Source organism: Paenibacillus sp. FSL R7-0163 (genome assembly GCF_037969975.1).
GTDB lineage: Bacteria > Bacillota > Bacilli > Paenibacillales > Paenibacillaceae > Paenibacillus_AQ > Paenibacillus_AQ odorifer.
This window is the reverse complement of sequence record NZ_CP150224.1, coordinates 1,358,253-1,379,810: the sequence shown is the minus strand read 5'-3', so window position 1 is coordinate 1,379,810 and position 21,558 is coordinate 1,358,253. Positions and strand designations below refer to the sequence as shown.

Here is a 21,558-nt window from a genome sequence, read left to right as displayed (position 1 = left end):
GGTAATGTTGGAGCAGCAAAGAGGGTTCTTATATGTATTTTCAAGTGATACTCATGTAATAGAAAATCAGCAAAATAAGAACATGAAAATAGTTGTAAAAAACTAATAAATCTTCTTTAATAATCTGATTCAAATATTGTTTCGTTTTTATCATTTGAGAAAATAATTTTTAATTGAGCAGTCGGATTCCAAATTCTACTATCTTTTATAATTAGATATTTTCCACCTGTATATTCATACTCACGAGTTTTACTGTCAATCACTACTGAAAATGTTTTAGCATCTTTTAAAACTTGCGTATTATTAATTACAAGGCCAATTGAACCTTTCTCCAAACCACCAATAACGATCTCATCTCGTATCATACCCGTAGATTTAGTATAGTCAGAAGCACTACGATAAATATAAATATAGGGCAAGCTAAAAATGTAATATTCCTCGTCGTTTAACTTTTGTATAGAAACATAATCCAAATTTTCATTTTCGATAAATTGATCTAATTCTTTTTCAGTGATTGCATTCCAGCTACATCCTGACAAAAAGAAGAATACACAAAAAGATAGAATTACATATCTCAAATGAAATTTCATATTCCCTCCATAATTTTAATATTACACTTAAGTTATTTACATCTGTAGCTATGATTCTCCTTAATAAATTCAAGCATGTACGTATCTTAAAAAAAACAAAGGATTTATTCTTACTAAATCCACTATAACATTAAATGGAATATTTTCCGCAGCTTATCTTCTACCAAGGCAATAAATTCCGAGTTGTAGCCATAAGGTATTTATAGGTTTTATGACCATAATTTAATAGTCTGTAAGATTGTATTATCAGATGATTTTAACACCTTTAATGCGAAATGATTGAAGTTGCTTGTAAACAGTGTTACTCTATCAACGGTAAACTCAAAATCTGTGCTCTTCAATACATCTTATAATAGTCACTATTTTTAGTTAAGAAAGGTAACACTATGATAAAAGTTGATAACTTATCCTTCGCATTCCCGCAAAAAGACCTATATAAAAACATTTCATTTACGCTTGAAGAGGCACAACATTGCGCTTTTATAGGAACAAGCGGCAGTGGTAAAAGTACACTGATCGATATACTAATGGATCCAGAAAAATATTTGTTCGAAGGCAAGCTAGAGATGGACCCAACCTGCAAAATTGGGTATGTAAGTCAGTTTTCGCAACTAGACAAATCTAAAGAAACAACCGTTTTTGAATATATAGGAGAAGAATTTATTAAGATACAAAATGAAATAACAGCTATCCTCACTGAAATGGAAACATCATCAGATATTGATTCATTACTCGAAAAGTATCAATTAGCTCTAGATGCCTTTGATTTAATGGATGGAAATGATTTTGAAAGCAATATTAATAAGAAACTAAATTTAGCCAACCTCTTGAAGCTAAAAGATGCTAGGGTATCCGACCTAAGTGGTGGGGAATTTAAGCTTATTCAAGTGATGAAGGAAATGCTGACTAATCCAGACTTAATGATTATGGATGAGCCCGATGTATTTTTAGATTTTGAAAACCTAAATGCACTTAAAAATCTTATTAATGCTCACAAAGGAATATTGCTAGTGGTTACGCATAACCGTTATCTATTGAATCATTGTTTTAACAAAATTATACACCTTGAAAATATGGAGATCCAAGAGTTCGATGGGCGATATATTGAGTATAACTTCTCATTACTTCAGACGAAAATTGAGTTACAAGAAATCGCAGTCGCTGAACAAGAAGAGATAGAGAGATACGATAACATTATTGATAATCTTAGAGCGATCGCAACCTATAATTCAGAAGCATCTAGAGGGAGAGCGTTAAAAGCTAGGGTTAAGTTTCAAGAAAGATTGGAAGCGCGAAAAATTAAAGCGCCATTCGTTGATATTAAGCAACCAAAAATCAGTTTTGGTGTGGACAATGAATTTGAAGAAGACATCACTGTTTTAAATGTGAATAATTATAGTGTTTCCTTTGATGAGTTGATTTTAGAAAATGTTAACTTTGAGATGAAACCTACAGATAAAGTAGCCCTTATCGGTCCAAACGGTACCGGGAAAACGACTTTACTCCGAGATATCTTTAAAAATAATCATGATTCAATTAAAATGAATTCTGATATTAAAGTGGCTTATCTTTCTCAGCTTCAAGACGAAGTGCTAAAGGATTCTAATACCATACTAGAAGACTTCATCGATGCCGGGTTTGCAACTTATGACGAGATTAGAGCACATCTTTCAAACTATGGCTTTGAAGGAGAAATTCTTAATCAAAAGATAGAATCTTTATCTGGTGGCGAAAAAAATATACTGCAATTGGCAAAAGTTTCTGCTAGCAAAGCAAACTTATTGCTTCTTGATGAACCGACAAGCCATTTAGACACCTATACACAAATCGCACTGGAGAAAGCCATTGAAGACTATAAAGGTGCGATTCTCATGATTTCTCATGATTTCTATTCCGTAGTAAATGGTATGGATTATGTACTAATCATTGACGAGAAGACGATTAGAAAAATGAGTATGCGAAAATTCAGAAAGATGATTTATGCCAGTCATTTTGATAAAGATTATTTAGAAAATGAACAAAATAAAAAAGCAGTTGAAATGAAAATAGAATTAGCTTTAAAAGACAATAATTTTGAACTTGCGAAAGGTATGGTTGACGAGCTAGAAGAGCTGATTAAGTTACTTTAAATTCCAACCTTCTGAATGAAATGATTACAAGAACGATGAAATAAAATGTTGGTGGAAAAGTATCCACAAAAAAGACACTGATGAATAGATTGATAAGCTCCCATCATAGTAGACAGTAGAAAAAACAAAAACTTCTACTGCTACAATGATGGGAGTTTTTCTAATGTCTAATAGAAGTCCAACATCTTTAAAAGTAAAATTACATGTCGTAGGGCTGTGCCTTGAGCACAAGTCAAATCCAAACTATGAGGCAAAGCAGCTAGGTCTTAGTTCACACACAGTTAGAGAATGGATTAGGAAATATAAAGCAGATGGTTTGGACGGGTTGAGGGAATCGAGAACATGGAAATCATACCCAAAGGAATTGAAGCTTGCTGCTGTTAACGAAGTGTTGTCTGGTCGTTGCTCCGTTGAAGAGGTGACAAACAAGCATTATATTTCAAGCAGAAGTGTTTTGACAAAATGGATTACCAAGTATACTAATGAGATAGAATTGAAACCTACACATACAGGAAAAGGACTATCTCATATGAACCAAGGACGTAAAACAACTTTCGAAGAACGCATTGAAATTGCACAATATACCATCGCTAATGGATTGGATTATCAGAAAGCGATTGAAAAGTACGGAGTATCTTATCAGCAAGTTTACGCATGGGTCCGGAAATATCAAGTTGGCCGCGAGGAGGCTCTTCAGGACAATCGCGGTCGCAAAAAGCCTGTAGAAGAACTAGATGAGCATGACCGCCTTAAACTACGGATTAAAGAGCTAGAAGCGCGAAATGAATACCTAGAGATGGAGAATGACTTCGCAAAAAAGTTGGCGGAGATCAAGCGACGAAATACACGCTAACCCTCGTTCGACAAGTAAACTTGTATCAAGCGATTCAAGAACTGAACAAAGAAAAAGGTCACGCAATTACGAAGTTGTGTGCGTTAGCTGGGGTTGCTCGATCTGCCTATTACAAGTGGTTAAAATGGAAACCCTCTTGCATAGAACTTGAAACTCGTGCGTTAGCGAAAGAAGTAAAGCTACGATATGACAAGCGAAAAGGGATTCTTGGCTATCGTCAAATGCGCACGCAATTAAACCGAAAGCTCAAAAAGCAGTACAACAAAAAGCGTTATTACCGAATTATGTGTGCTCTTGGGCTTAAAGCAGTCATTCGCAGAAAACGAGCGAGTTATGTGAAAGCTACGGAGATCCATGTAGTTGAAAATGTAATGAACCGTAACTTTGATGCCAATTCTCCTAATTCAAAATGGTGTACAGATGTGACTGAACTGAAGTACGGGAATGGACGCAAAGCCTATTTGAGCGCTATTATTGATGTATATGATAATTCCATTGTCTCATGGGTATTAAGCCATTCCAACAACAATAAACTCGTGATGGATACGTTGAAGAGGGCTTACGCAAAGAATCCTGGCGTATCCCCTCTTTTACAAAGCGACAGAGGCTTCCAGTACACGTCTCATGAGTACAACCGACTTCATATAAAATACGGATTTAAGAAAAGCATGTCTCGTGTGAGTCGGTGTTTGGACAACCAACCTATTGAGCGTTTTTGGGGTACATACAAGTCAGAAAGCTATTATCTTACAAAGTATGACACCTATGATGATGTCCTTACAGAGGTTAGCAAATATATTCACTACTACAATAATTACCGCTACACAGAGTGTTTGGATGGCTTGTCACCTAGCGAATACCGACGAGCTGCATAACGAAGATACCTCAGTTCTGGCAATACGAACTGAGGTATCTAAACTAACTATTTTTGTTTTTTACACTGTCCACTTGACAGGGAGCACTTCAGATTCTCAGTGTCTTTTTGCTGCATTGATTTGTTGATAGCTCTTGCCGCGGACAGTGGTTCACTTATCATTAGAAATCTATGCCAACATCCCCCTTATAGAATATTTTTTTTTGTATATGCATTATATACCGAGCATACGTTCTTTAAGCAGGAGATATTTTCTAACTAATCATTTTAAATTACTACCAAATTTATAATATAACGCAAATAATAAACGCCATTCCATATCAACGGTAGGCATTTATTATTTGATATTTATGATAATAAATAAAAACTACTTTGCAAAATCAATGTGAATCTTAGCATCATTCTCTGTTTTTTCCCAATTCACTTTTGCCCCCAATGCTTCAGAAATAAATCTCAGATTTACATAAAAGATATTACTCGTAGGTTCAAGTGATGGTGCTTGATTTAATACAACTTTTTCTCCATTTAATAATGCATCATAAGAATTATTTGTTAACACTATAACTTTATTATCTTTTGATGCTGTCACAGTTTTTGTGTTATTATCCCATTCAATCGACATTCCATACTTTTCAAAAATGGGTCGCATAGGGACAAGAGTTGTTCCAAGATAAGTGACATTTGCATAAATGTCTAACTTTTCATCATTAATGTAAATGACTGGCTTGCTGCGTGAAGCGTTTACGCCAGTCCCTCCTAGCATTAACGTAATAACAGATGTAAGTAAGATTGCTTTAAAAACTACCTTCATACGATTCCTCCTTTAAATAATAATGGACAATAGACACAAAAGTATCTACTGTCCATTATTTTAATTGTAAATGTCACTATTTACAACAATTGTAATTACATTATTTCCACTGACAGTGACATTCGAATGATCGTTCAGTGGGCCTGATAATGCACTGCTAGAAATAGGTGTTCCGTCAACTTTGATATTAGAAAAAGTCGTTCTATTTTTTCCTGTATCAGTTTTAGACCAAACAGTTGATAACAGTTTCCATCTGCTTATTGAGGCAATATTCCAGCTTGCATTTGATTCCATTATTGTTATATTTGGTGTGTCTTGAAGAGAATAGCCCCCGAGTGTTGGACAAATAGATGTTCCATCAATTTTGATTCTTACTTTTCCATTATAATTGTACCAAAAATACATTAATGGAGCTGTGCCAGGTTTATAACCATTTTTTGTTTGTACTTGATTATAGCTAGGATCGAAAGTAGCGCTTTGATATTGATCCCAACCTGTATTTGTCTCACTTACATATGGACGATTTTTTTTCTTGAGAATTATTACTGGTTTCCATCCATAAGACGTAGCACTTGGCCCTAAATTATTATAAAGTTCCACACCCATGTCAGCTGCCCAAGAACCAATACCATCGGTAACAGTCGTAGTATATTCAAATCCACCATAGTTAAAAGCAATATGATTCGGTCTATCCAGACTCACTATATTACTGTCCGCTAATGGTAGTTGCATTAGTGCCATAAGATAGCTACCAGTAGTATTAACATTCATTCTACCGCCTACACCATCCCCAATAAATCCAGCTCTAGGAGCGACGTTAATACTGTTAGCCTCATTAAATTCATTAACATTTCCCGCTAGAAGACTTTCCACATTAGTATCTGTCTTATCTACTACCCATAATTCTGGGGCAGCATTAGCCGACTCTTCATAAAAATAAGTATATTGTTCATCGAAAGTAATGTAATCATAAGTAGTTTGGTCAGCACTTTTTGCAAAAGCTACTTTACTATCTCTTTCTTCTTCAACAGCATTTTTAGCAATTTGTAGTACGGCAGCAAGTTGATAATCGGCAACCTTTTGAGTCTCTTGATGCACCACATTAATCTCTGCCAACTCCAGACTTGAAGTTGGTAATGTGTCGTCAGCAAAAGCTGAAACAGGGAAAACCGCAAAACTTGAAATAAGAAGACTAGTTAATATTTTTTTACTATAATTCATATAATTACCTCCTTTTGGAATGAGATAATTGTATGTCATATCAGATAAATAAAATAGAATATATTTCCTTGTAATATTTTGTATTTTTGACTATAATAATGCGATTTTCGCTATATTATTATCTAATAGTCAATATATTAAATCCTAAATTTTTTTCTTAATTCGCTATATAATAAAAGCCCAATTTCATCGTAAAGAAATCAGTGAAATCAGAGCTACTTTGCAGATTGCTTCGGGTGAAAACTCAGCAGATATTTTGAATCATTAAGTGGTTTTATCGCAATCTCGCTTCCTCTATAAGAAACAGTGCTTAAATAATCAATTAAACTCTTCTTAACATATCCCCTTTTCTATCCTCTTACAGTTTTTATTTGTGAGATATTCTCAACAGGATTTTTAAATAATTCTCCTTATTCACATCATGCTGATTCTTTAAGAATTAACTTTAAAAATTGTTCATAAGAGTTAACGGTCTTACGTGATAAATTCTTGTTTTGACAATCTAAAAAGTCTTCTAAAAAAAACTCCAAATCCGATAACTCCATACAAATCCTCCATCTCTTTTCCTACAAAAACAAAACCCAATAAACCAAAAAGGTTTATCGGGTGAGATGGAAAAAGTTTATCGGATTCAAAACAAGTCTATCGGTTTTTATATACTGTCTGTAAACACCTTCCAGCAACCCACAATCCCTTACCCCGCACTGCCCCTAACCCTTTCAACTAACCTTATGCTCAATCCGCAGCTTGTCCGCTACCATGGCAATAAATTCCGAGTTCACTCCGGACAAGCTCGCTCACAAAACGCACAACGACGCGGAAAGTTGGGCGTGAACACTTCGCTATTGCGTTAAATACTGCGCACCTTTATCGGAACGTTTAGCGAAAACTTATCGCTAAAGGAGACGCAGACAAATGGTACGAAAAGATCCTAAATTTACGTTTGTATCGAGAGGGGGTAAGGGCGTTAAACTATCGCTCCCTAAGCATATTACGCAATTTCTCGATTCCAAACGGTTAGAAAATCGCTCACCTAAGACGATACTAGCATATAAACAGGTGCTTGATCAATTCCGTAAATGGTACGATGCTACAGAGTATAACGACTTCACTACGGAAATTCTGCGTGAATATATCGAATATCTCACGTTTAGTAAAACGAAATGGGACGACCATCCTACAAGTCCTAGCGGAAGTGTGGGATTATCGCCTCGAACGGTAAACAACGTTATTAGAATTTTGCGTATCTTTTTTAATTACTTCATTAAAGAGCATGTCATAACGCACTCACCAATGGACTCAGTAAGTTATCAGCGTGAGGAAAAAGGTAGGTTTGAAGTCTTCTCAGACGAGGACGTAATCAGGCTTCTCAGCGCACCTAATCGGAAGGTCTACACCGGCCGTCGTGATTACTGCATGATGCTCGTTCTTGTCGACTGCGGTCTGCGTATAAAAGAACTAACCGGTCTGCGTGTCTCAGACGTAGACTTCAAACTCCGCCAAATTGTAGTTCGTGCGGAGATTGCTAAGTCCAATACGACACGTGTCGTACCAGTTTCACAGCGGACATTAAAAGAACTAGAAAAGTTGATTTCGTACATGGACGTTGAAGGTTCAGATTACCTCTGGCTGACCCAATTTGGAGAAAGGTATTTAGGGGATACGTTCGGAAAGATGCTTAAGTTATACGCTAAGAGGGTGGGTGTTATTGGACCGCGGGTCTCCCCTCACACATTTCGTCATTATTTTGCCGTGAAATTTTTACGAGGTAGTGGCGACACAATAGCCTTATCCCGCATCCTTGGGCATGTCTCGTTAGATATGACTCAAGTCTATGTTCGCTTTACAGGTACTGACTTACAGGAGCAGCACGATAAGGCATCGCCAGTTATGCAATTAATAGACAGTGGGAATGAGAAAAAGCGCGGAAAGAGAGTATTTAAATAAACACATAAAGTAATAGGCCCGTCATTAATTGGCGGGCTTATTGTTGCGTTTATAAATCTAGCGTTATATAATACGAACATACATTCGCATATGAACGGAGGAAATCGAATGCCCACAGTACCCGCAAGTATTACCGAACAGGACCGCACGCTCATTAAGCCCTATGTTATCTTACCGATGGTGCAGGCCGCATTCGAGCGTGATTCTAACGTGTTCCTTAACTTAAAAACACCGGACCCTTACGTAGATTGGTTAGCGCAAGCTCGTGAACGGTTAGCTAGTGAGGCGCGCAAGATTAAAAACGAAGCGTTTCGGCGCGGTATAAGAATGACGAGTAAACAGCGCATAGACGGCGGGCTTTTGGTGCGTTATCAATGCCGGGGTTTCTTCGGAGATCTTGCGTTACCAGATACGGAGGTCGCGGAAGAAGCAGCGGAATTAATGCGGAGGCTATTGAAATTTTAAACGCAAAAAAAGGCGCAGCCCCTACGGAGTCACTCCCGTAAGAACTGCGCCTTTTAAATCGTTAATCCTCCGCCTTATCTCCGCCTGTACCTCGCGCTGCGTCAGAAATTCCCTCCGCCAACATATACGCAACGCACGCACCAACCGCGCCGATAACGCCGGTTACGTGCAGCACCGTATTATCACCCGCACCCGAAGCCGTAAGTACCGAAGTAGCCAACGCAGCGAGTAACGCCCAAAACTTCCGCGATGATAATTTGCGTAGGATATCGTTCTTATTCATACTATGCGCCCTCCTTAGCTTGCGCGTTAGCTGTTATAGTTGCCGTCTTCGTTACGTTATCCCACGCGATGGCCGCGCCAAACTGATCGGACATCTCGCGCAAGGGAACGTACACCGCTCCGTCAATCAAAACGCCGTCCTTCGCCTTGCATCCGTTCACTACAACGTTCGCTTTATATACGATCATGTCGTTGACCTCCTGCTTAATCGGATTTAACTTCGCCTCTACTAGTGCTTTAAACGCTGTCCATCCGGTCCATTTTCCGCTATCATACATAAGCCGCGGACATATTTTACCGGACCAATCGTAATGCCGGCGCAGTCTATCCACGCCCCATCCGCGTTCCTTTAACATCGATGCTACGAGGACCGCCGCGTTATCAAGCGTCTTTGCGTAGTTACCACTTTCGCATATCTCTACGCCGATCGACGTACGGTTGCCGGACTTTGCTGCGCTGCCGTCTCCGCTGTGCCATGCGTTTTCATTCAGGGGTAAACATTCGATTGCCTCGCGCTCATCGACTACGATATGGAATGAAGCTTGGCGCGCGTTCGTTGGGTTCGTTAGCCATGCGCGTTCATTCGCTGCCGAGGACGCCGGATTACCCGTATTGTGAATCGTAATAGTCGTCGCGCTCATAGCGTATCCAGGCCGCCGATTGCACGCGGTTGTCTTCGGTATATAATCCTTCCGGTAATTAAAATCGCCCATATTTACGCAGCATCCTTTCCGTGTACTATCGTTTTAATATCGCGGACATCGAGCGCCAGGTTCTCGTATTGACCGGCCAGCGCTTCGAATCGATCCGTAAGTCCTTCCGCCAGCTTCATCAAGCGGTCTTCACGCGCAAGGGACTCCGTGTGCATCCGTTCGCGTTCCGTCTTGGCTTCCGTGCTGATACGTTCTTCACGTGCTCGAGCTTCGTCGGACATTCGGCGCATCTCTTTCCATAGTGTCCACGCGATAACTGCGGCTGCTACCGCAAATATTCCGTTCTTGGCGACCTCCGCCCATAGTGTTCCGTCCATCAAGCGGTCGCCTCCGTTTCAGGCGCAAGATAATCCGCTAGCGCGCGGCCGATCTCGTCGTCGAGCGTTTGGAGTACAGATAAGCGGGATTCAGCGTTAGGTAGTGCGGCTAGGACTGCGCTAATAGTTGCGGCGAGTTCTGGCGCGGGATTAGCGGTATCTATCGTACATTCGAGTAATGCGCGTACTTTCATAGTAAAACCCCTTTTGATTGAGTTAGATGTTAAAATAAGGTAGGGCGCAGATACATGGGAGGTAAAGTGATTGGTAAAAGCTAAATTTACTAGTTCAAATTTGTTCGATAATATCCAACGTAAAGCGGACAAGCTATCCGAAGGGCAGCATGTTACTTTAGATGAACTTTTTAATTCTTCATTTATGCGCAAGTATACTGACTTTCAATCTATTGATGAGTTATTCGATAAGGGCGGGTATGCAGTCGCCAGTCTTGAGGACATCGAAAAGATAATCGGCCCTAGGTTTAACGCCTACATTTCTGAGCACACTAAGTTCTCAAACTGGAACGAATTCCAGACGAAGGCTGTCGCGGAACAAGTTGCTCGTCAGTTAGGACTTTAGTTAATTTGAGTTATCTGCGCCCTGCCTGCGTTATGTTCAATGAATCTAACTACATGCGCCTCTCTCTCGCGGCGGTCTGCTCGCATTTCTCCGGTTTCGACTATCGCTGCGGTGAGTTCGTGTAACCATGGAAGCTCGATCCTAACTTTGATTTCTCCGACACTCATTCGTATCCCTCCGTTAATTAAAAAAGAGCCCCGATGCGTAGGACGTTACGTCCGTAGCACGAGACTCTTCGTTATTTTGCGTATATTATTCGCCGAGTGCGGCGTTGATCTGCGCTAACTCTGCTTGATAGAATGCGAGTTCCTTTTCAAATTGTACTAACTGAGTATTCGCTTCGTCTAAAGAAGCCTGCCACTGCGGTATAGTTGTCGAGTTTGGATTTTCTTTTATAAAGGTCTCCCACACCTTTATTCGAAGTTCTTTGTGATTAGCGATTTGTTGTGCTTTCTTTTCAATCTCAGCGACCACTTCATCGCGCTTCGTACTCAACTCACTGGAAACGCTCACGTCACTACTAGGTAAGACTCCTCCTACTACCACGTCACCCATAATGATCTTTTTCCCCTCCACGGTTAGTATCGCACCCGTCGCCTCAGATACCGCGCGAACTGGAGCGTATGCTGTTCCGTTTATAATAATGGCGTCAGCTACTTTTTTTCCGCCTTTTTCAACCGTAAATATCCCTTGTACTTTTTGTCCTATTAGACCCACTGAGTCCGCAAATGCAGAAGCGCCCGTAAATAATAGCACTCCGACAATTATTCCAGAAATAAACTTTTTCACGAGAATAACCTCCGTTTGGTATATTTACCCTATCATACCATTACGTTAGGCTACTGAATAGGTTCCGCCTCCACTATTCGTGTTAGCAGGGTTCCCATGATTATGAGAAGGCAACGTTACAGAATGCGAGTGAGATACGCTGGCTTTTGTAGCGATTGCGTTCCAGAGAGCGTCGATTTCTCCCTGCAGCGTTGTCCCGTTATCTATTCGAAGCTTAGACCACGAGCTCAACCTTACACTACCGCTAGGCTGTAAATCAACGTTAGTTCCCGCTAAGGTAAGGTTCCCGTACGCACTCAACGCAAGCCCGACGCTAGGTGAGTTATATATCGTAGACTCGTTACCATTCGCCATAAAACGGATCTTACTAACCCCGCCATCATACGCGGGAATCAGTATCCCATCGTTAGGCCCTGCATATACACCGAACGCAACGCTTGTCGGATCGATCACGACACGCGGATAAACAGATGCGGACGTCTGTATCTTAGCACCCGTTATCGTACCGCCCGTAATAGTCGTACCGCTAATGGAGGATGCGCTAATAAATCCGCTAAAGTCACCGCTCGTCGCTCGCATATTACCGGCGGTGTCTACCGTGAATACCCCGTTACCGACGTTAATTGACGAACCGACAATCGCGCCATTCGTAAAATTGGACGATAAGATATTCGCGGAGTTTGCGGTCAGCTTATTGAGTACGACGTTGCCCGCCATATCCAAACGGAAAGGCGCGGAGTTGAAATCGTCGTGCCCTGCGCTAATTCCGTTCGTATTAATCTTGACTACGTTATTGCCGCTGCCGATAACCATCGATACGAAACTACCGAGTTGCCCCGCGATTACTTCCGCTGCTATTCCGGTCGCCGTCATCGCTATACGTGCTGTAGCTCCGGCATCCGTCGTTAAGATAAGTCCGTTTGACGTTAGTATAACTTGATCGGATGGGTCCGTTTTCGACTGCAGGACGATTCCGCGCTCATCGTATTTGATCTCCGTTTTACTCGCGTTGATCTCGTTAACCGCCAGCCGCGCGAACTCCTCAAATACTTCCGCACGAATCCGTCCGCCGCTAAATATATTCTCAACCGCGCGCCGTCCGCTCTCTAAGTCCGCAATAATCTGCGCATAATCACGCCGCATTACATTGGCAACCGTAACTTGCGTATGCTTATCTTTTGCGAACGGATACTCCGTTAACTCTGTAATGCGTGCGGTTATGTGCGTAAGCTCCATGTCCGGATCGACCAGCGTAACTGTATCGCCGAGTCCAGGTTGAGGTTCCATACTGTCGAGTTTGTGCAAATCCGCTGCCGATACGCTAACTTCAAGCGCCGGAACATCACGCTCAGCTAAACGGATTCGCGCAGCTTCGAGCAATTTAAGAGGATCGGTTACGTCTTGCTCCGTTAGTAGATCGTCGTAAAACGGAACACTGTCTGAAGCCCACGCAGAGGCATACGGAGACACGAGATAGTTGACGCGGATAATACCGTCAGTAATTGCGTTCGGGTCCGCCGCCAATAATCGTGCACGCTCATCCGCTGTTAATATCGATGCAGGCTGACCGATCCAAGTCCGCGAGTCCTTCATTTCCGCAAATAACCGCGTACATAATGAAGCACCGTCGTCTGTAAACGTTGAGCTTACGATATTTTTGCCGATGCGGTATTGAAGCGCGGAGTTAACGTCGCCGATCTTTTTGCGCAAATGAAGCGTAAAGTTATCCGGATTGACCTCCGCGCCGTACAGATTTATAACCGCGTTGAGCGCTTCGAGACAGTTGCCGCCGCCGAACGCTTTAACATCCGCGAGGTCAAACGTGTCATCGACCGCAATAGAAAAGCGCCCCCCGGTTGCCACCGAGATGAGCGCTGTTAATTGCGTAATATGGATTCCGTAAGCTTCGCGTATATATGACGCGTACGGAAATTTATAATCCGCAAGTTTGAACATGACGTGGTTACATGTAATCTGCGCGGTTAGTTTGCGATTATCGCGGTTACGCTGGCGCTTGTTGATAACGTAATACTGACCGCGTTCATCCATAATGTGGCCTTTTAGCGGTAACTTTTCGCGATAATCAGCGGATGACATCGGGACCGTGAAGCCGAGCGAATAGTCAGCGTTGGTACGGCGAGTACGTGCGACGTCGTCTGCGGATACGAGTGCGCCGATTGGCGTGAAGTGGCGGTCGAGTGCGAGTAGCGTCGATATAGTGGATTCCTCCTTTCGTTGGGGAAAGCGTAAAGCCCCGTGAGTAGGATCGTCAAGGCTTGCATTTAAGTATGCGCATCTATTAAATGAAAATTAGTCCAGTTCAAAACTTATATTGTCTAATGTGACAAATCCGGCACCATTGGAGCCTGATAAGACAATTGTGCCGTCTGGATTTATTTTTATTTCTGTTGGAAGGCCGTTTGCAGTTGTGCTCATAACCTTCAACATTTTCGGGCGACGTCCTACAGGTAATTTCGCCATTACCACACCCACAGATATTGTTCCACCCTTTAATATACCTCTTAATCTGACAGTACCATTATGATACAGTTTGTAGGACGGTATATCCCCTGCCACTCCAAATGCAGACCACCCATTTGCAAACTCCAACGGCATCCAAGCACTATCCGGTACGAAATTAACCGTTTGCTTCGAGTATGGTAAATTTAAATGCCGGAGTATCACTTGGGCTATCTGCTCATGTCCATAGTCAGTCGGATGCAGCCCGTCTGAGTTAAGTAATCCCGCCGCTATATTTTTTGTAGAATCACCAAACCAAATGGCCCCAAAATCGGCGTATCCAAACTGAGGATACTTAATTGCTACATCTTTGAGTACGGTCTTGTAGGTATTGCTGAGGGTATTATACATAAAGTCTAAAATAAGCATTGACCCACCACGGGAATCTACCCGAGACGCAATATATTCAACTTTACTTTTAAAAGTCGCAATCGGGGTACTCTGTAGGTTATCATTGACACCCATCGCCAAAATAACCATACCGCTGTCGGTGTATTGATCTAGCACAGTATCTGGTATTTGTGTAAGGTAGATACCGGATCTGCTTGCATTATGCAAGATAGGCTGCGGAGTCCCTGCGGAATAGTCTGCATACATCAATCCGCAGATGTCAGTGTTTTTTGTATCAACTTTTTGGAAAATGATCTGATGGGCTCCCCATCCAGATGTAATTATCGGTAACGATATAGAGCCATTTGTATACGCTCCAATTACGCTAGTATCGATCGTTCCCCAAGCTGCCCCATCAACACTTACATTCAACTTACCGCCGTCTGCCCTGCCCCCATAAACAAGTTTACAGTCCTTTCCCACATAATCAACCGTGATATAACCCCCAGATGCCGTGCTACGAGCCACCTGTCCCCCATAATAAGCAGCATTCATTTCCAGGTTGAAGTTAAATGTTCCCAGGACATGGTAATGATTTTTTCCAGTAGTAATACCAATACTTTCGAAGCCGAAGTTTTTGTTAGCATAATCGATATTTAATGCCTTGCGTACAATCCCAACAAACGCATCATTCTGGTAATCTGTGGCGGTGGCTCCGACTGCTATTGAATCTCCGATGACGTAAAATGCTTGTTCTTTAGTTATATCACGTGCTGCCCGACGGAATCTATCGGCAGCCATTGTGCCTTTCTGTGCTCGGACACTGACCTCGTCACTTGTGGCGATTTGGACGTTCCCACTCGAGGAACCTACAAACAATTCTCTCGTATCCGTAGTAAATCCCGGCTCACCCACTGCCAACGGACCGAGCGACGTTAATTGCGCTTTAGTCCCACGTCGTAACTGTATTTTATTTGCCATAACGCACCTCCTTAAAATGTACCGCCATCGATGGTGTCGGATGCTGATAGATATCCCTGCGACTTAACAAATGCCGTAGACGCTACCTTTGTGCTGTTATCTGCGGTGGCCTGTGTTGGTACTGTTGGGTTTCCGGTAAAGGCCGGTGACGCTAACGGAGCCTTGAGCGCATCTGCCGCCGCTAGAATTACACGGACTGCTTCGACAAACGCGGTGGTCGCGAGTTGGGTAGAGTTCGTACCGGCTGCGGCTGTCGGTGCTGTCGGAGTCCCTGTAAACGCAGGACTAATAAACATTGTAGTCTTGCTCTCGTTTGTAACGTTTCCCAGCGCAATATCCGCCGCTGTCATTTGCGAGGCTGCAGTTACGCGGCCCTTAGCATCGACAGTCACCTTTGTATAAGACCCCGCTGTTACTCCGCTATTTGCGAGGATCAGCGAAATAGAAGCATTGGCGGACCCGTCAAAACCAGAACTTGTTCCTGCTCCATCTCCGGTGATCGCAATTGTGCGCGGAGTTTGGAGTTTAACCGCCGTCTCAGCAGCAGCTTGGTCCGGATTGAGCAGTACACGACCTGTCCCGTTGCCTGCGTATAATTTTCCAGTATCTGTAGCCAACGCTAATTCTCCGGCCTCAAGAACGAGACCAGAGACATTTGCGGATAGACCACGTTTAATCTTAATGACTGCCATGGATGTTGCCCCCTTTGTTAATATGTCCCACCGTCAATGATAGGCCCTGTCGGATCATTACCATCAAAGGAGCCCCCATTGATGGGCATGTAGTTTAGAAAAGCCATCAAACTCGTCATTTCTATGTCAAGGCGATCTTTGAGAGTTGGGTAGGCAGTTCCCGTTGCGCTGCTCACCCTGGCGTCCCTTGCCTCCGGACCACTATCGCCCGCATTAACAATCAGATTAGTGATCCGAACGTCCTGATCTGCGAGGCTCGTCTCCACTTCCACAAACCGTCCGCGATGTTCAGTTAAATCCGTTTCAATATCCGCAAAGTTTGCGTTATGATTCGCTAGATTCGCGAGGTCCAGCGCGCCTGATATTACGCGTCTTACAAATCCCATCCGCAACTACCTCCGTTAGTATAGATATTTATAGCGGAATACGAATTCAATCCGCACATTAACCGACGCACCCGTCACTGTAAATTCCGTATCGCCCGGCTGCAACAACGGAAACACACGGTTACTCATCGCGTATGCATTCGCGCCGTTCTTATGCACCGTCTGCTTATTCACCGCGCAGTCGATTTCGATTATGTCATTAACTCCGGTCGATCCCGTAAGCGTCAGCGTTTCGTAACCATCGGATAGCGATAGGTTTGTAAACGCGCCATATATCCGGATTAACGGCCCGACTTCGTTATAACCCGCATTATTAATCGTTAATACCTGACCACTTGCGCTGATCTCAACGCTGTGATCCGTATAAAAATAACCCTCGCCGAACGTTAGCCCTTCACCGTATTCGTGTAATTCCGTTGACTGCGTGCTTTCAGGCCACGGATCGTTCATCCGCAATTGCACGTCAATTAAGCGCGAGCCAGTAGCGCCGAGTTGAAGTGTACCTGCGTAGACACAACGCCATTTCTTATCCGGCATATCCGCAAACTCTAACGCCAGCACACCGCGCCTTGCGTTAAAGATGTGCGCTAATTGCGCCACCGTCCCGTTAAACTCTGCCGCGCTCGACGTAATCTCGAAGGTTAGCGTCAGCGTTCGCGGTCCGTACGTAAACCCAAAGTCGAGCACGCCGTCCCTATTCGCGAGTTTAAGTGTGTTATCTTCGGTCTCCGGTAAAACGGGAAGACGACGCTCATAAAGCGCCGCCCCTACCGTAGATAACCATATTCCGTTTACGTTAACATCGTATTTCAACCGATCTTCACCCCCGCCGCTTGAATCCGCGCAAACGCCCGCGCCTTCTCGTCGTAGTACATTTCCACGTCGGCTCGGTCAGTCAGCGTAACATTCTCCGCTCCCATGTCGATATTATTCGTAATATTCGTAACTGACGCCGGCGCTTGCGGCGTCATACGCGGGCTTGCGATCATATCGAATAGCGTCGCTTGTTGCTGCGGATTAAGGTACATCTCGCTAGCATGCGCTATAACCGGAACTGCCGCGCCAGGTGCGCCCTTAACGATGCCGCCGTCCTTAAACGCCTGCAAAACGCCAGTATCCGAAGATACTCCGTACAGTTTCCGCAGCTCCTCGTTACGCGCGTTAAGCCGCGCCATTTCCGCCGTGTTACCGCTCGCCTTCGCCGCTGTCCATGCGTTTTTATTCGCGTTGTATTCAGCGAGGTCGGACGCCTTCTTCGACTCCGCATTAATCTGCGTAATCGACGCCATTTTCGCGCGATATTGCGTAAGAAAGCCGTCAAGCTCCGTAAGGATCGTAGTATTCGCGCTGCCACTTGCGCTAACACGATACGCTGCGATTCCGTCCTCTATCGACTTGATATCGCCTGAGTACGCATCAAATGCCGCCGTTAATGCGTCGTACTGCGCTTCGGCTGCGGTCTTCTCCGCTTCGTACGCTTTCGTCTGCGCGTCCTTTTCTTCCTTGAGCGCGTCTTGCTGATCCGCGAGTGTACGGTCGGTTAATTCGCGGTCGTGTTCGAGTTGCATGCGCGCGATCTCTTTAAGCAGCGCGTCACGCTCCGCTATTCCTTCCGGACCGACCGCGCTCGATAACTCCGCTAAGCGCGTTTGCTTCTCCGCTAATTGCGTTGCGTAATCGGCGTCAACATTAAGCTCTTTGTTGGCGTCACGTAAACGCTGAATAGCGTCAATTCGCGCGTCATAATCAGCTAACGCGGCGTCCTTACGTTCCTCGATCGCCTTGAGTTCCGCGTCCTTCGCGTCCTTAATTGCGGCTTTCTGCGTCTTAACGAGGTCGGTTGCGAGATCCTGCGTAAGCTTCGTTAGTGACTTGCGGAGGTTGTACAGTTGTTCGTCAGCTTGCGCATAATACTCCGAGTCCTTGGCGTAGCGATTACGTACACGAGTCCACGCGTCGATCTTCATTTGTGCGATCTCTGTCTCCGATTTGCCGGCGTCAGACATGCGGCGTTCCTCTGCGCTAATCCACTTCGACGATGCGTTGTACTGAGCGCGCGCTTCCGCTTCGGTTGCGGTGGCTACGTTCTTGCGTGATTGGCGGACTTGATCGTCGGCGGCGATGTACTCTGCGCTGTCCTTCGCGTAACGATTACGTAATCGCGTCCAGCTAGCGAGCTTCATTTCCGCGATCTTTAATTCCGACTTACCGCTGTCCTCCATCCGTTTCGACTCCGCATCAATCCACGTAACCGAAAAGTCATAGCGTGATTGGGCGCTGTCTTCTCCGAGTCGTTTAAGCTGTAGCGCTAGTGTGCGCGCATCATCTACGGACTCTTTGAGGAAAGTAGCGTGCTTCTTGCGCAACTCTTCATATTTCTTAATCTGCGCATCAGCCGTCATATCGTAAAAGTCCGCTTGGAACTGGACGGTTTTCATATCGGCGTCATACGCTGCCTTGCGTGCTTCGGCGGCAAGTTCTGCGGCTGTCTTGCCCGTCGCTTTCTTTTCCTTCGCCGCTTTCGGGGCATCCTGCGGAATAATATCCTTCGTAAACGTCTGAGCTCCGGATTCAACCTCCGCCGCTAACTTCTCCATCTCGCGCGCTGCGTCCGAGTATTTCTGCTGTTGTGCGAGCGCTAAGTCACGCCCCTGTTTCGCTTCCTCCGTAACTTTATTCGTAAGGTAATCGTTGTTTACGATGTCCATAACGTTCGGCGTTTTACCGTTCATACGTTCTTCGCCTTGCGCTACAGACTCCGCAAATGTATCCGCCTTTGCTCCGGACACTTTCGCCATAGCTTCGATTAGCAGCGTATAGTTCTTAATCTGCGTCTTAACCGATTCCTCTTGCGCCTTGTTTTCCTTCGCAAAGTTACGAATCCGTTGCGCAGCTTGGTCGGCGGCGAGATCCGTAAATTTCTTATCCGCGGCGATTTGATCGATGATTACGTCGATATTATCCGCACGTATACGCCCGTCTTCGCCTTGGCGCGCATTGAGCTCCGGATACTGTTCGATCAACTTCTCCGTTACGTCAACGAGACGCCCTTTTTGCGTGGCGTCCAGCGTTTGGTGTCCGGATAGCTCTTTAAATTGCGTCGCTAATGCGCTCATTTGTACGAGCGTTGCCTTCTTCGTTGCCAGTGCGGCAAACTCCGCTTTATCTTGCGAGGATATTGAGTCTACCGAATACTTGAGCGCTTTATTCATCTCTTCGAGTTTAGACGTTGCAGCCTCTACGCCGTCGAATCCCATATTGCGCAGCTTATCATCCATCTCGCCGAGCGCTTCGTTAATGTCCATCGCTTCCGACATCATCGCGGGATTTCCAAGCCCTTGTTCGCCTGCCGCTTGTATTTCGCTGAGTCGCTTTTCCATCGACGCTCGTTCATTAAGAGCCTCCGTAAGCTCCTTCGTTTTGGCTGTGAGCGTTTCGATATCTGCGGCCGATTGGTCGACTGGCGCTTTATCGAGTAGCGCGTTAAGTTCCTTTTGCGCCTTCATCATGTCCTGCGTTGCTCTTGCGTCTTCTCCCTTTTTCGCAACCAACGCTCCGATTCCGCCCGCCAGCGCTCCGATAGCAACGATCGCTAATCCGATAGGACCTGCGGAAGCTCCTAGCGCCATCATCCCGGTCTTAATCAGCGCGAATAACGGCGGTAACATTGTGAGCACGGACACAAATGCAAGCATTCCGGCTGTTCCTGTTGCGAGACCAGCTACAAGCGCCTTATTTTCCGTTACAAAATCCGCGAGTGCGATTATCGTTGGAGTCAGCGATTCAAGCGTTTTCTGTACAACAGGAGTAAACGACTCTCCGAGTGCAACGCGCGCTTCGTTCGTAGCTTGTGCGAAACGGTTCTGCGTACCGGTGAATCCCTGCATCGCTTCGTCTGCGTTTCCGGTAAAGATCGCACCCTCACGCATAAACCCGTAGTAAGCCGCTTCGATCTTTTGTGCGTCCGTTAATCTTCCGACCGTTGTTCCGATCGATGCCGCGTATTCCTTTTGCATAACGGATAGATTCTTCGTTACGCCGACCGCATCGGACAGTACCGAGTTACCGTTCTTGATACCGTCAAGTGACGCTTGGATAGCGCCGCCCATCGTATAAAAAGATTGCCTTCCGTATGCGGCTGAGTCCGCGAGTGAGTTGATAAGATTCGTTGACTCTTCAAGATCGAGTCCGGTTGACATGGCGGTTTTATAAGCTAATACCGCCTCAGTCAACGATAAAAAACCGCGCTTGGCTAAATCCTGCGCGGCTTGTTGTGCGTCTTTCGTCTGAATTCCGAATCCCTTTGCTACCGCGTTAAGTCCCTGGAACGCGTTATACAACTTCGCGGCTTCCGCAACTACCGATTGCATCTCGCGTACAAGTTTCGTTAGAGCAGCGCCAGCACCGAGCCCAGCAAGCGCGGAGCCAAAGTTCTTCATGCCGTCCGCACCGCGTCTGCTTTGATCTTCGAGTTCCTGTATCCGGCGCCTTGCTTCGTCTAAGTTACGCCGAAACTCCGCTATATCAAGCGTGATCCGCGCTTGAATTTCACCTACGTTTGTGCCGCCCGTACTCATCTTAGCGCCCTCCTTACTGCATCCGCGATAAACTGTTTATATATCCGTTCATTCGTTCGGAGTGGTCGCGATAAGAACTTCGGACGAGTGCCGGGAGTGGTCGGATTCTTATACTCGCCCATCTCGTGTACACGTAGCGCATAATTAAAGCGCGCACCAGAGGGACCCGTTTCCGTTGCGGAGTAAAATACCTCACCGTATATTCGTCCGTCCCTATTTACGACTTCCTTGCCTGCCGTCATCCGCAACGTACCCGACTTTAACGGAGCCTCATTACGTGATGCCGCGAGTAGGTGGTCGGTAGCGTCGTGTAATCCGATTGTCGCTCCGTCAAGTACGCGCGTTTTCTGGCGCTCTAAAAACTGACGTAGCGCCGCCGTTTCCATTCGAAAATCCATACGTCCGTCACACCCTCCCCGCGCTCATCTGATCGCGTAATAGTTTAAATCCGGCTTCGTCAAACTTCGGCTTGCTCTGCGTTGTGAATCCGGCTTCACGCTGT

22 protein-coding genes are annotated in these 21,558 nt (G+C 44.7%); 6 read left to right on the top strand and 16 right to left on the bottom strand.

Annotated elements, in window-relative coordinates; translation table 11 throughout:
* Positions 1–116: 116 nt before the first annotated feature.
* Positions 117–590 carry a hypothetical protein gene (locus NST45_RS05985; RefSeq protein WP_076141345.1) on the bottom strand — a complete coding sequence of 158 codons (474 nt, stop codon included), beginning with the start codon at positions 588–590 and terminating at the stop codon, positions 117–119.
* 386 nt (positions 591–976) lie between these two features.
* Between NST45_RS05985 and NST45_RS05980 the strand changes: the two genes are divergently transcribed.
* The 3 genes from NST45_RS05980 to NST45_RS05970 all read left to right on the top strand — a co-directional run bounded on the left by NST45_RS05980 (position 977) and on the right by NST45_RS05970 (position 4,447).
* Positions 977–2,719, top strand: a complete 1,743-nt coding sequence (locus tag NST45_RS05980) for an ATP-binding cassette domain-containing protein (RefSeq protein WP_076141346.1) — start codon at positions 977–979, stop codon at positions 2,717–2,719.
* Between the two features lie 163 nt (positions 2,720–2,882).
* On the top strand, positions 2,883–3,572 hold the full coding sequence (locus NST45_RS05975; RefSeq protein ID WP_036683516.1) for a helix-turn-helix domain-containing protein: 690 nt from the start codon (positions 2,883–2,885) through the stop codon (positions 3,570–3,572).
* A gap of 20 nt (positions 3,573–3,592) precedes the next feature.
* Positions 3,593–4,447, top strand: coding sequence for an IS3 family transposase (locus NST45_RS05970; RefSeq protein WP_339824775.1), 855 nt, complete (start codon positions 3,593–3,595; stop codon positions 4,445–4,447).
* Positions 4,448–4,813: 366 nt separating this feature from the next.
* Here the strand turns inward: NST45_RS05970 and NST45_RS05965 are convergent, their stop codons facing one another.
* Both NST45_RS05965 and NST45_RS05960 read right to left on the bottom strand, forming a co-directional pair.
* Positions 4,814–5,257 carry a stalk domain-containing protein gene (locus tag NST45_RS05965; protein WP_076141569.1) on the bottom strand — a complete coding sequence of 148 codons (444 nt, stop codon included), beginning with the start codon at positions 5,255–5,257 and terminating at the stop codon, positions 4,814–4,816.
* Positions 5,258–5,317: 60 nt separating this feature from the next.
* Positions 5,318–6,478 carry a YrpD family protein gene (locus tag NST45_RS05960; RefSeq protein ID WP_076141570.1) on the bottom strand — a complete coding sequence of 387 codons (1,161 nt, stop codon included), beginning with the start codon at positions 6,476–6,478 and terminating at the stop codon, positions 5,318–5,320.
* A 915-nt stretch (positions 6,479–7,393) separates the two neighbouring features.
* Between NST45_RS05960 and NST45_RS05955 the strand changes: the two genes are divergently transcribed.
* Positions 7,394–8,425 (top strand): tyrosine-type recombinase/integrase, encoded by a 1,032-nt coding sequence (locus NST45_RS05955; RefSeq protein WP_076141580.1) that lies wholly within the window; start codon positions 7,394–7,396, stop codon positions 8,423–8,425.
* Between the two features lie 108 nt (positions 8,426–8,533).
* Positions 8,534–8,890: a hypothetical protein gene (locus NST45_RS05950; protein ID WP_076106878.1), complete on the top strand. Its 357-nt coding sequence runs from the start codon at positions 8,534–8,536 to the stop codon at positions 8,888–8,890.
* Between the two features lie 61 nt (positions 8,891–8,951).
* On the opposite strand, the gene NST45_RS05945 is transcribed toward NST45_RS05950, so the two are convergent.
* The 4 genes from NST45_RS05945 to NST45_RS05930 form a co-directional block, all read right to left on the bottom strand.
* Entirely contained in the window at positions 8,952–9,173 is a 222-nt protein-coding gene (locus NST45_RS05945; RefSeq protein WP_076214629.1) for a hypothetical protein, read from the bottom strand.
* Between the two features lies 1 nt (position 9,174).
* Positions 9,175–9,885, bottom strand: a complete 711-nt coding sequence (locus NST45_RS05940) for an N-acetylmuramoyl-L-alanine amidase (protein WP_076214623.1) — start codon at positions 9,883–9,885, stop codon at positions 9,175–9,177.
* 2 nt (positions 9,886–9,887) lie between these two features.
* Entirely contained in the window at positions 9,888–10,115 is a 228-nt protein-coding gene (locus tag NST45_RS05935; RefSeq protein ID WP_143763160.1) for a hypothetical protein, read from the bottom strand.
* A gap of 86 nt (positions 10,116–10,201) precedes the next feature.
* A complete protein-coding gene (locus tag NST45_RS05930; RefSeq protein ID WP_036679177.1) occupies positions 10,202–10,396 on the bottom strand; it encodes a hypothetical protein in 195 nt (64 codons plus the stop codon).
* A gap of 70 nt (positions 10,397–10,466) precedes the next feature.
* Between NST45_RS05930 and NST45_RS05925 the strand changes: the two genes are divergently transcribed.
* Positions 10,467–10,781: a hypothetical protein gene (locus NST45_RS05925; protein WP_076214615.1), complete on the top strand. Its 315-nt coding sequence runs from the start codon at positions 10,467–10,469 to the stop codon at positions 10,779–10,781.
* On the opposite strand, the gene NST45_RS05920 is transcribed toward NST45_RS05925, so the two are convergent.
* The 9 genes from NST45_RS05920 to NST45_RS05880 form a co-directional block, all read right to left on the bottom strand.
* On the bottom strand, positions 10,778–10,948 hold the full coding sequence (locus NST45_RS05920) for a hypothetical protein (RefSeq protein WP_339825160.1): 171 nt from the start codon (positions 10,946–10,948) through the stop codon (positions 10,778–10,780). The genes NST45_RS05925 and NST45_RS05920 overlap by 4 nt on opposite strands.
* A gap of 85 nt (positions 10,949–11,033) precedes the next feature.
* Positions 11,034–11,570: a hypothetical protein gene (locus NST45_RS05915; RefSeq protein WP_076214611.1), complete on the bottom strand. Its 537-nt coding sequence runs from the start codon at positions 11,568–11,570 to the stop codon at positions 11,034–11,036.
* Positions 11,571–11,615: 45 nt separating this feature from the next.
* The gene (locus NST45_RS05910) at positions 11,616–13,619 is read right to left on the bottom strand and encodes a phage tail protein (RefSeq protein WP_339825157.1); all 2,004 of its coding nucleotides are present in this window, start codon (positions 13,617–13,619) and stop codon (positions 11,616–11,618) included.
* A gap of 261 nt (positions 13,620–13,880) precedes the next feature.
* Positions 13,881–15,401, bottom strand: a complete 1,521-nt coding sequence (locus tag NST45_RS05905) for an SGNH/GDSL hydrolase family protein (protein WP_076214603.1) — start codon at positions 15,399–15,401, stop codon at positions 13,881–13,883.
* Positions 15,402–15,412: 11 nt separating this feature from the next.
* The gene (locus NST45_RS05900; protein ID WP_076214598.1) at positions 15,413–16,093 is read right to left on the bottom strand and encodes a hypothetical protein; all 681 of its coding nucleotides are present in this window, start codon (positions 16,091–16,093) and stop codon (positions 15,413–15,415) included.
* 17 nt (positions 16,094–16,110) lie between these two features.
* Positions 16,111–16,479: a hypothetical protein gene (locus tag NST45_RS05895; RefSeq protein ID WP_076214593.1), complete on the bottom strand. Its 369-nt coding sequence runs from the start codon at positions 16,477–16,479 to the stop codon at positions 16,111–16,113.
* Positions 16,480–16,494: 15 nt separating this feature from the next.
* A complete protein-coding gene (locus NST45_RS05890; protein WP_076214590.1) occupies positions 16,495–17,292 on the bottom strand; it encodes a phage tail domain-containing protein in 798 nt (265 codons plus the stop codon).
* Positions 17,289–21,056 carry a hypothetical protein gene (locus tag NST45_RS05885; protein ID WP_076214587.1) on the bottom strand — a complete coding sequence of 1,256 codons (3,768 nt, stop codon included), beginning with the start codon at positions 21,054–21,056 and terminating at the stop codon, positions 17,289–17,291. Before NST45_RS05885 ends, NST45_RS05890 begins: the two co-directional genes overlap by 4 nt.
* Positions 21,053–21,454, bottom strand: coding sequence for a hypothetical protein (locus NST45_RS05880; protein ID WP_076179866.1), 402 nt, complete (start codon positions 21,452–21,454; stop codon positions 21,053–21,055). Before NST45_RS05880 ends, NST45_RS05885 begins: the two co-directional genes overlap by 4 nt.
* Positions 21,455–21,558: the final 104 nt, after the last annotated feature.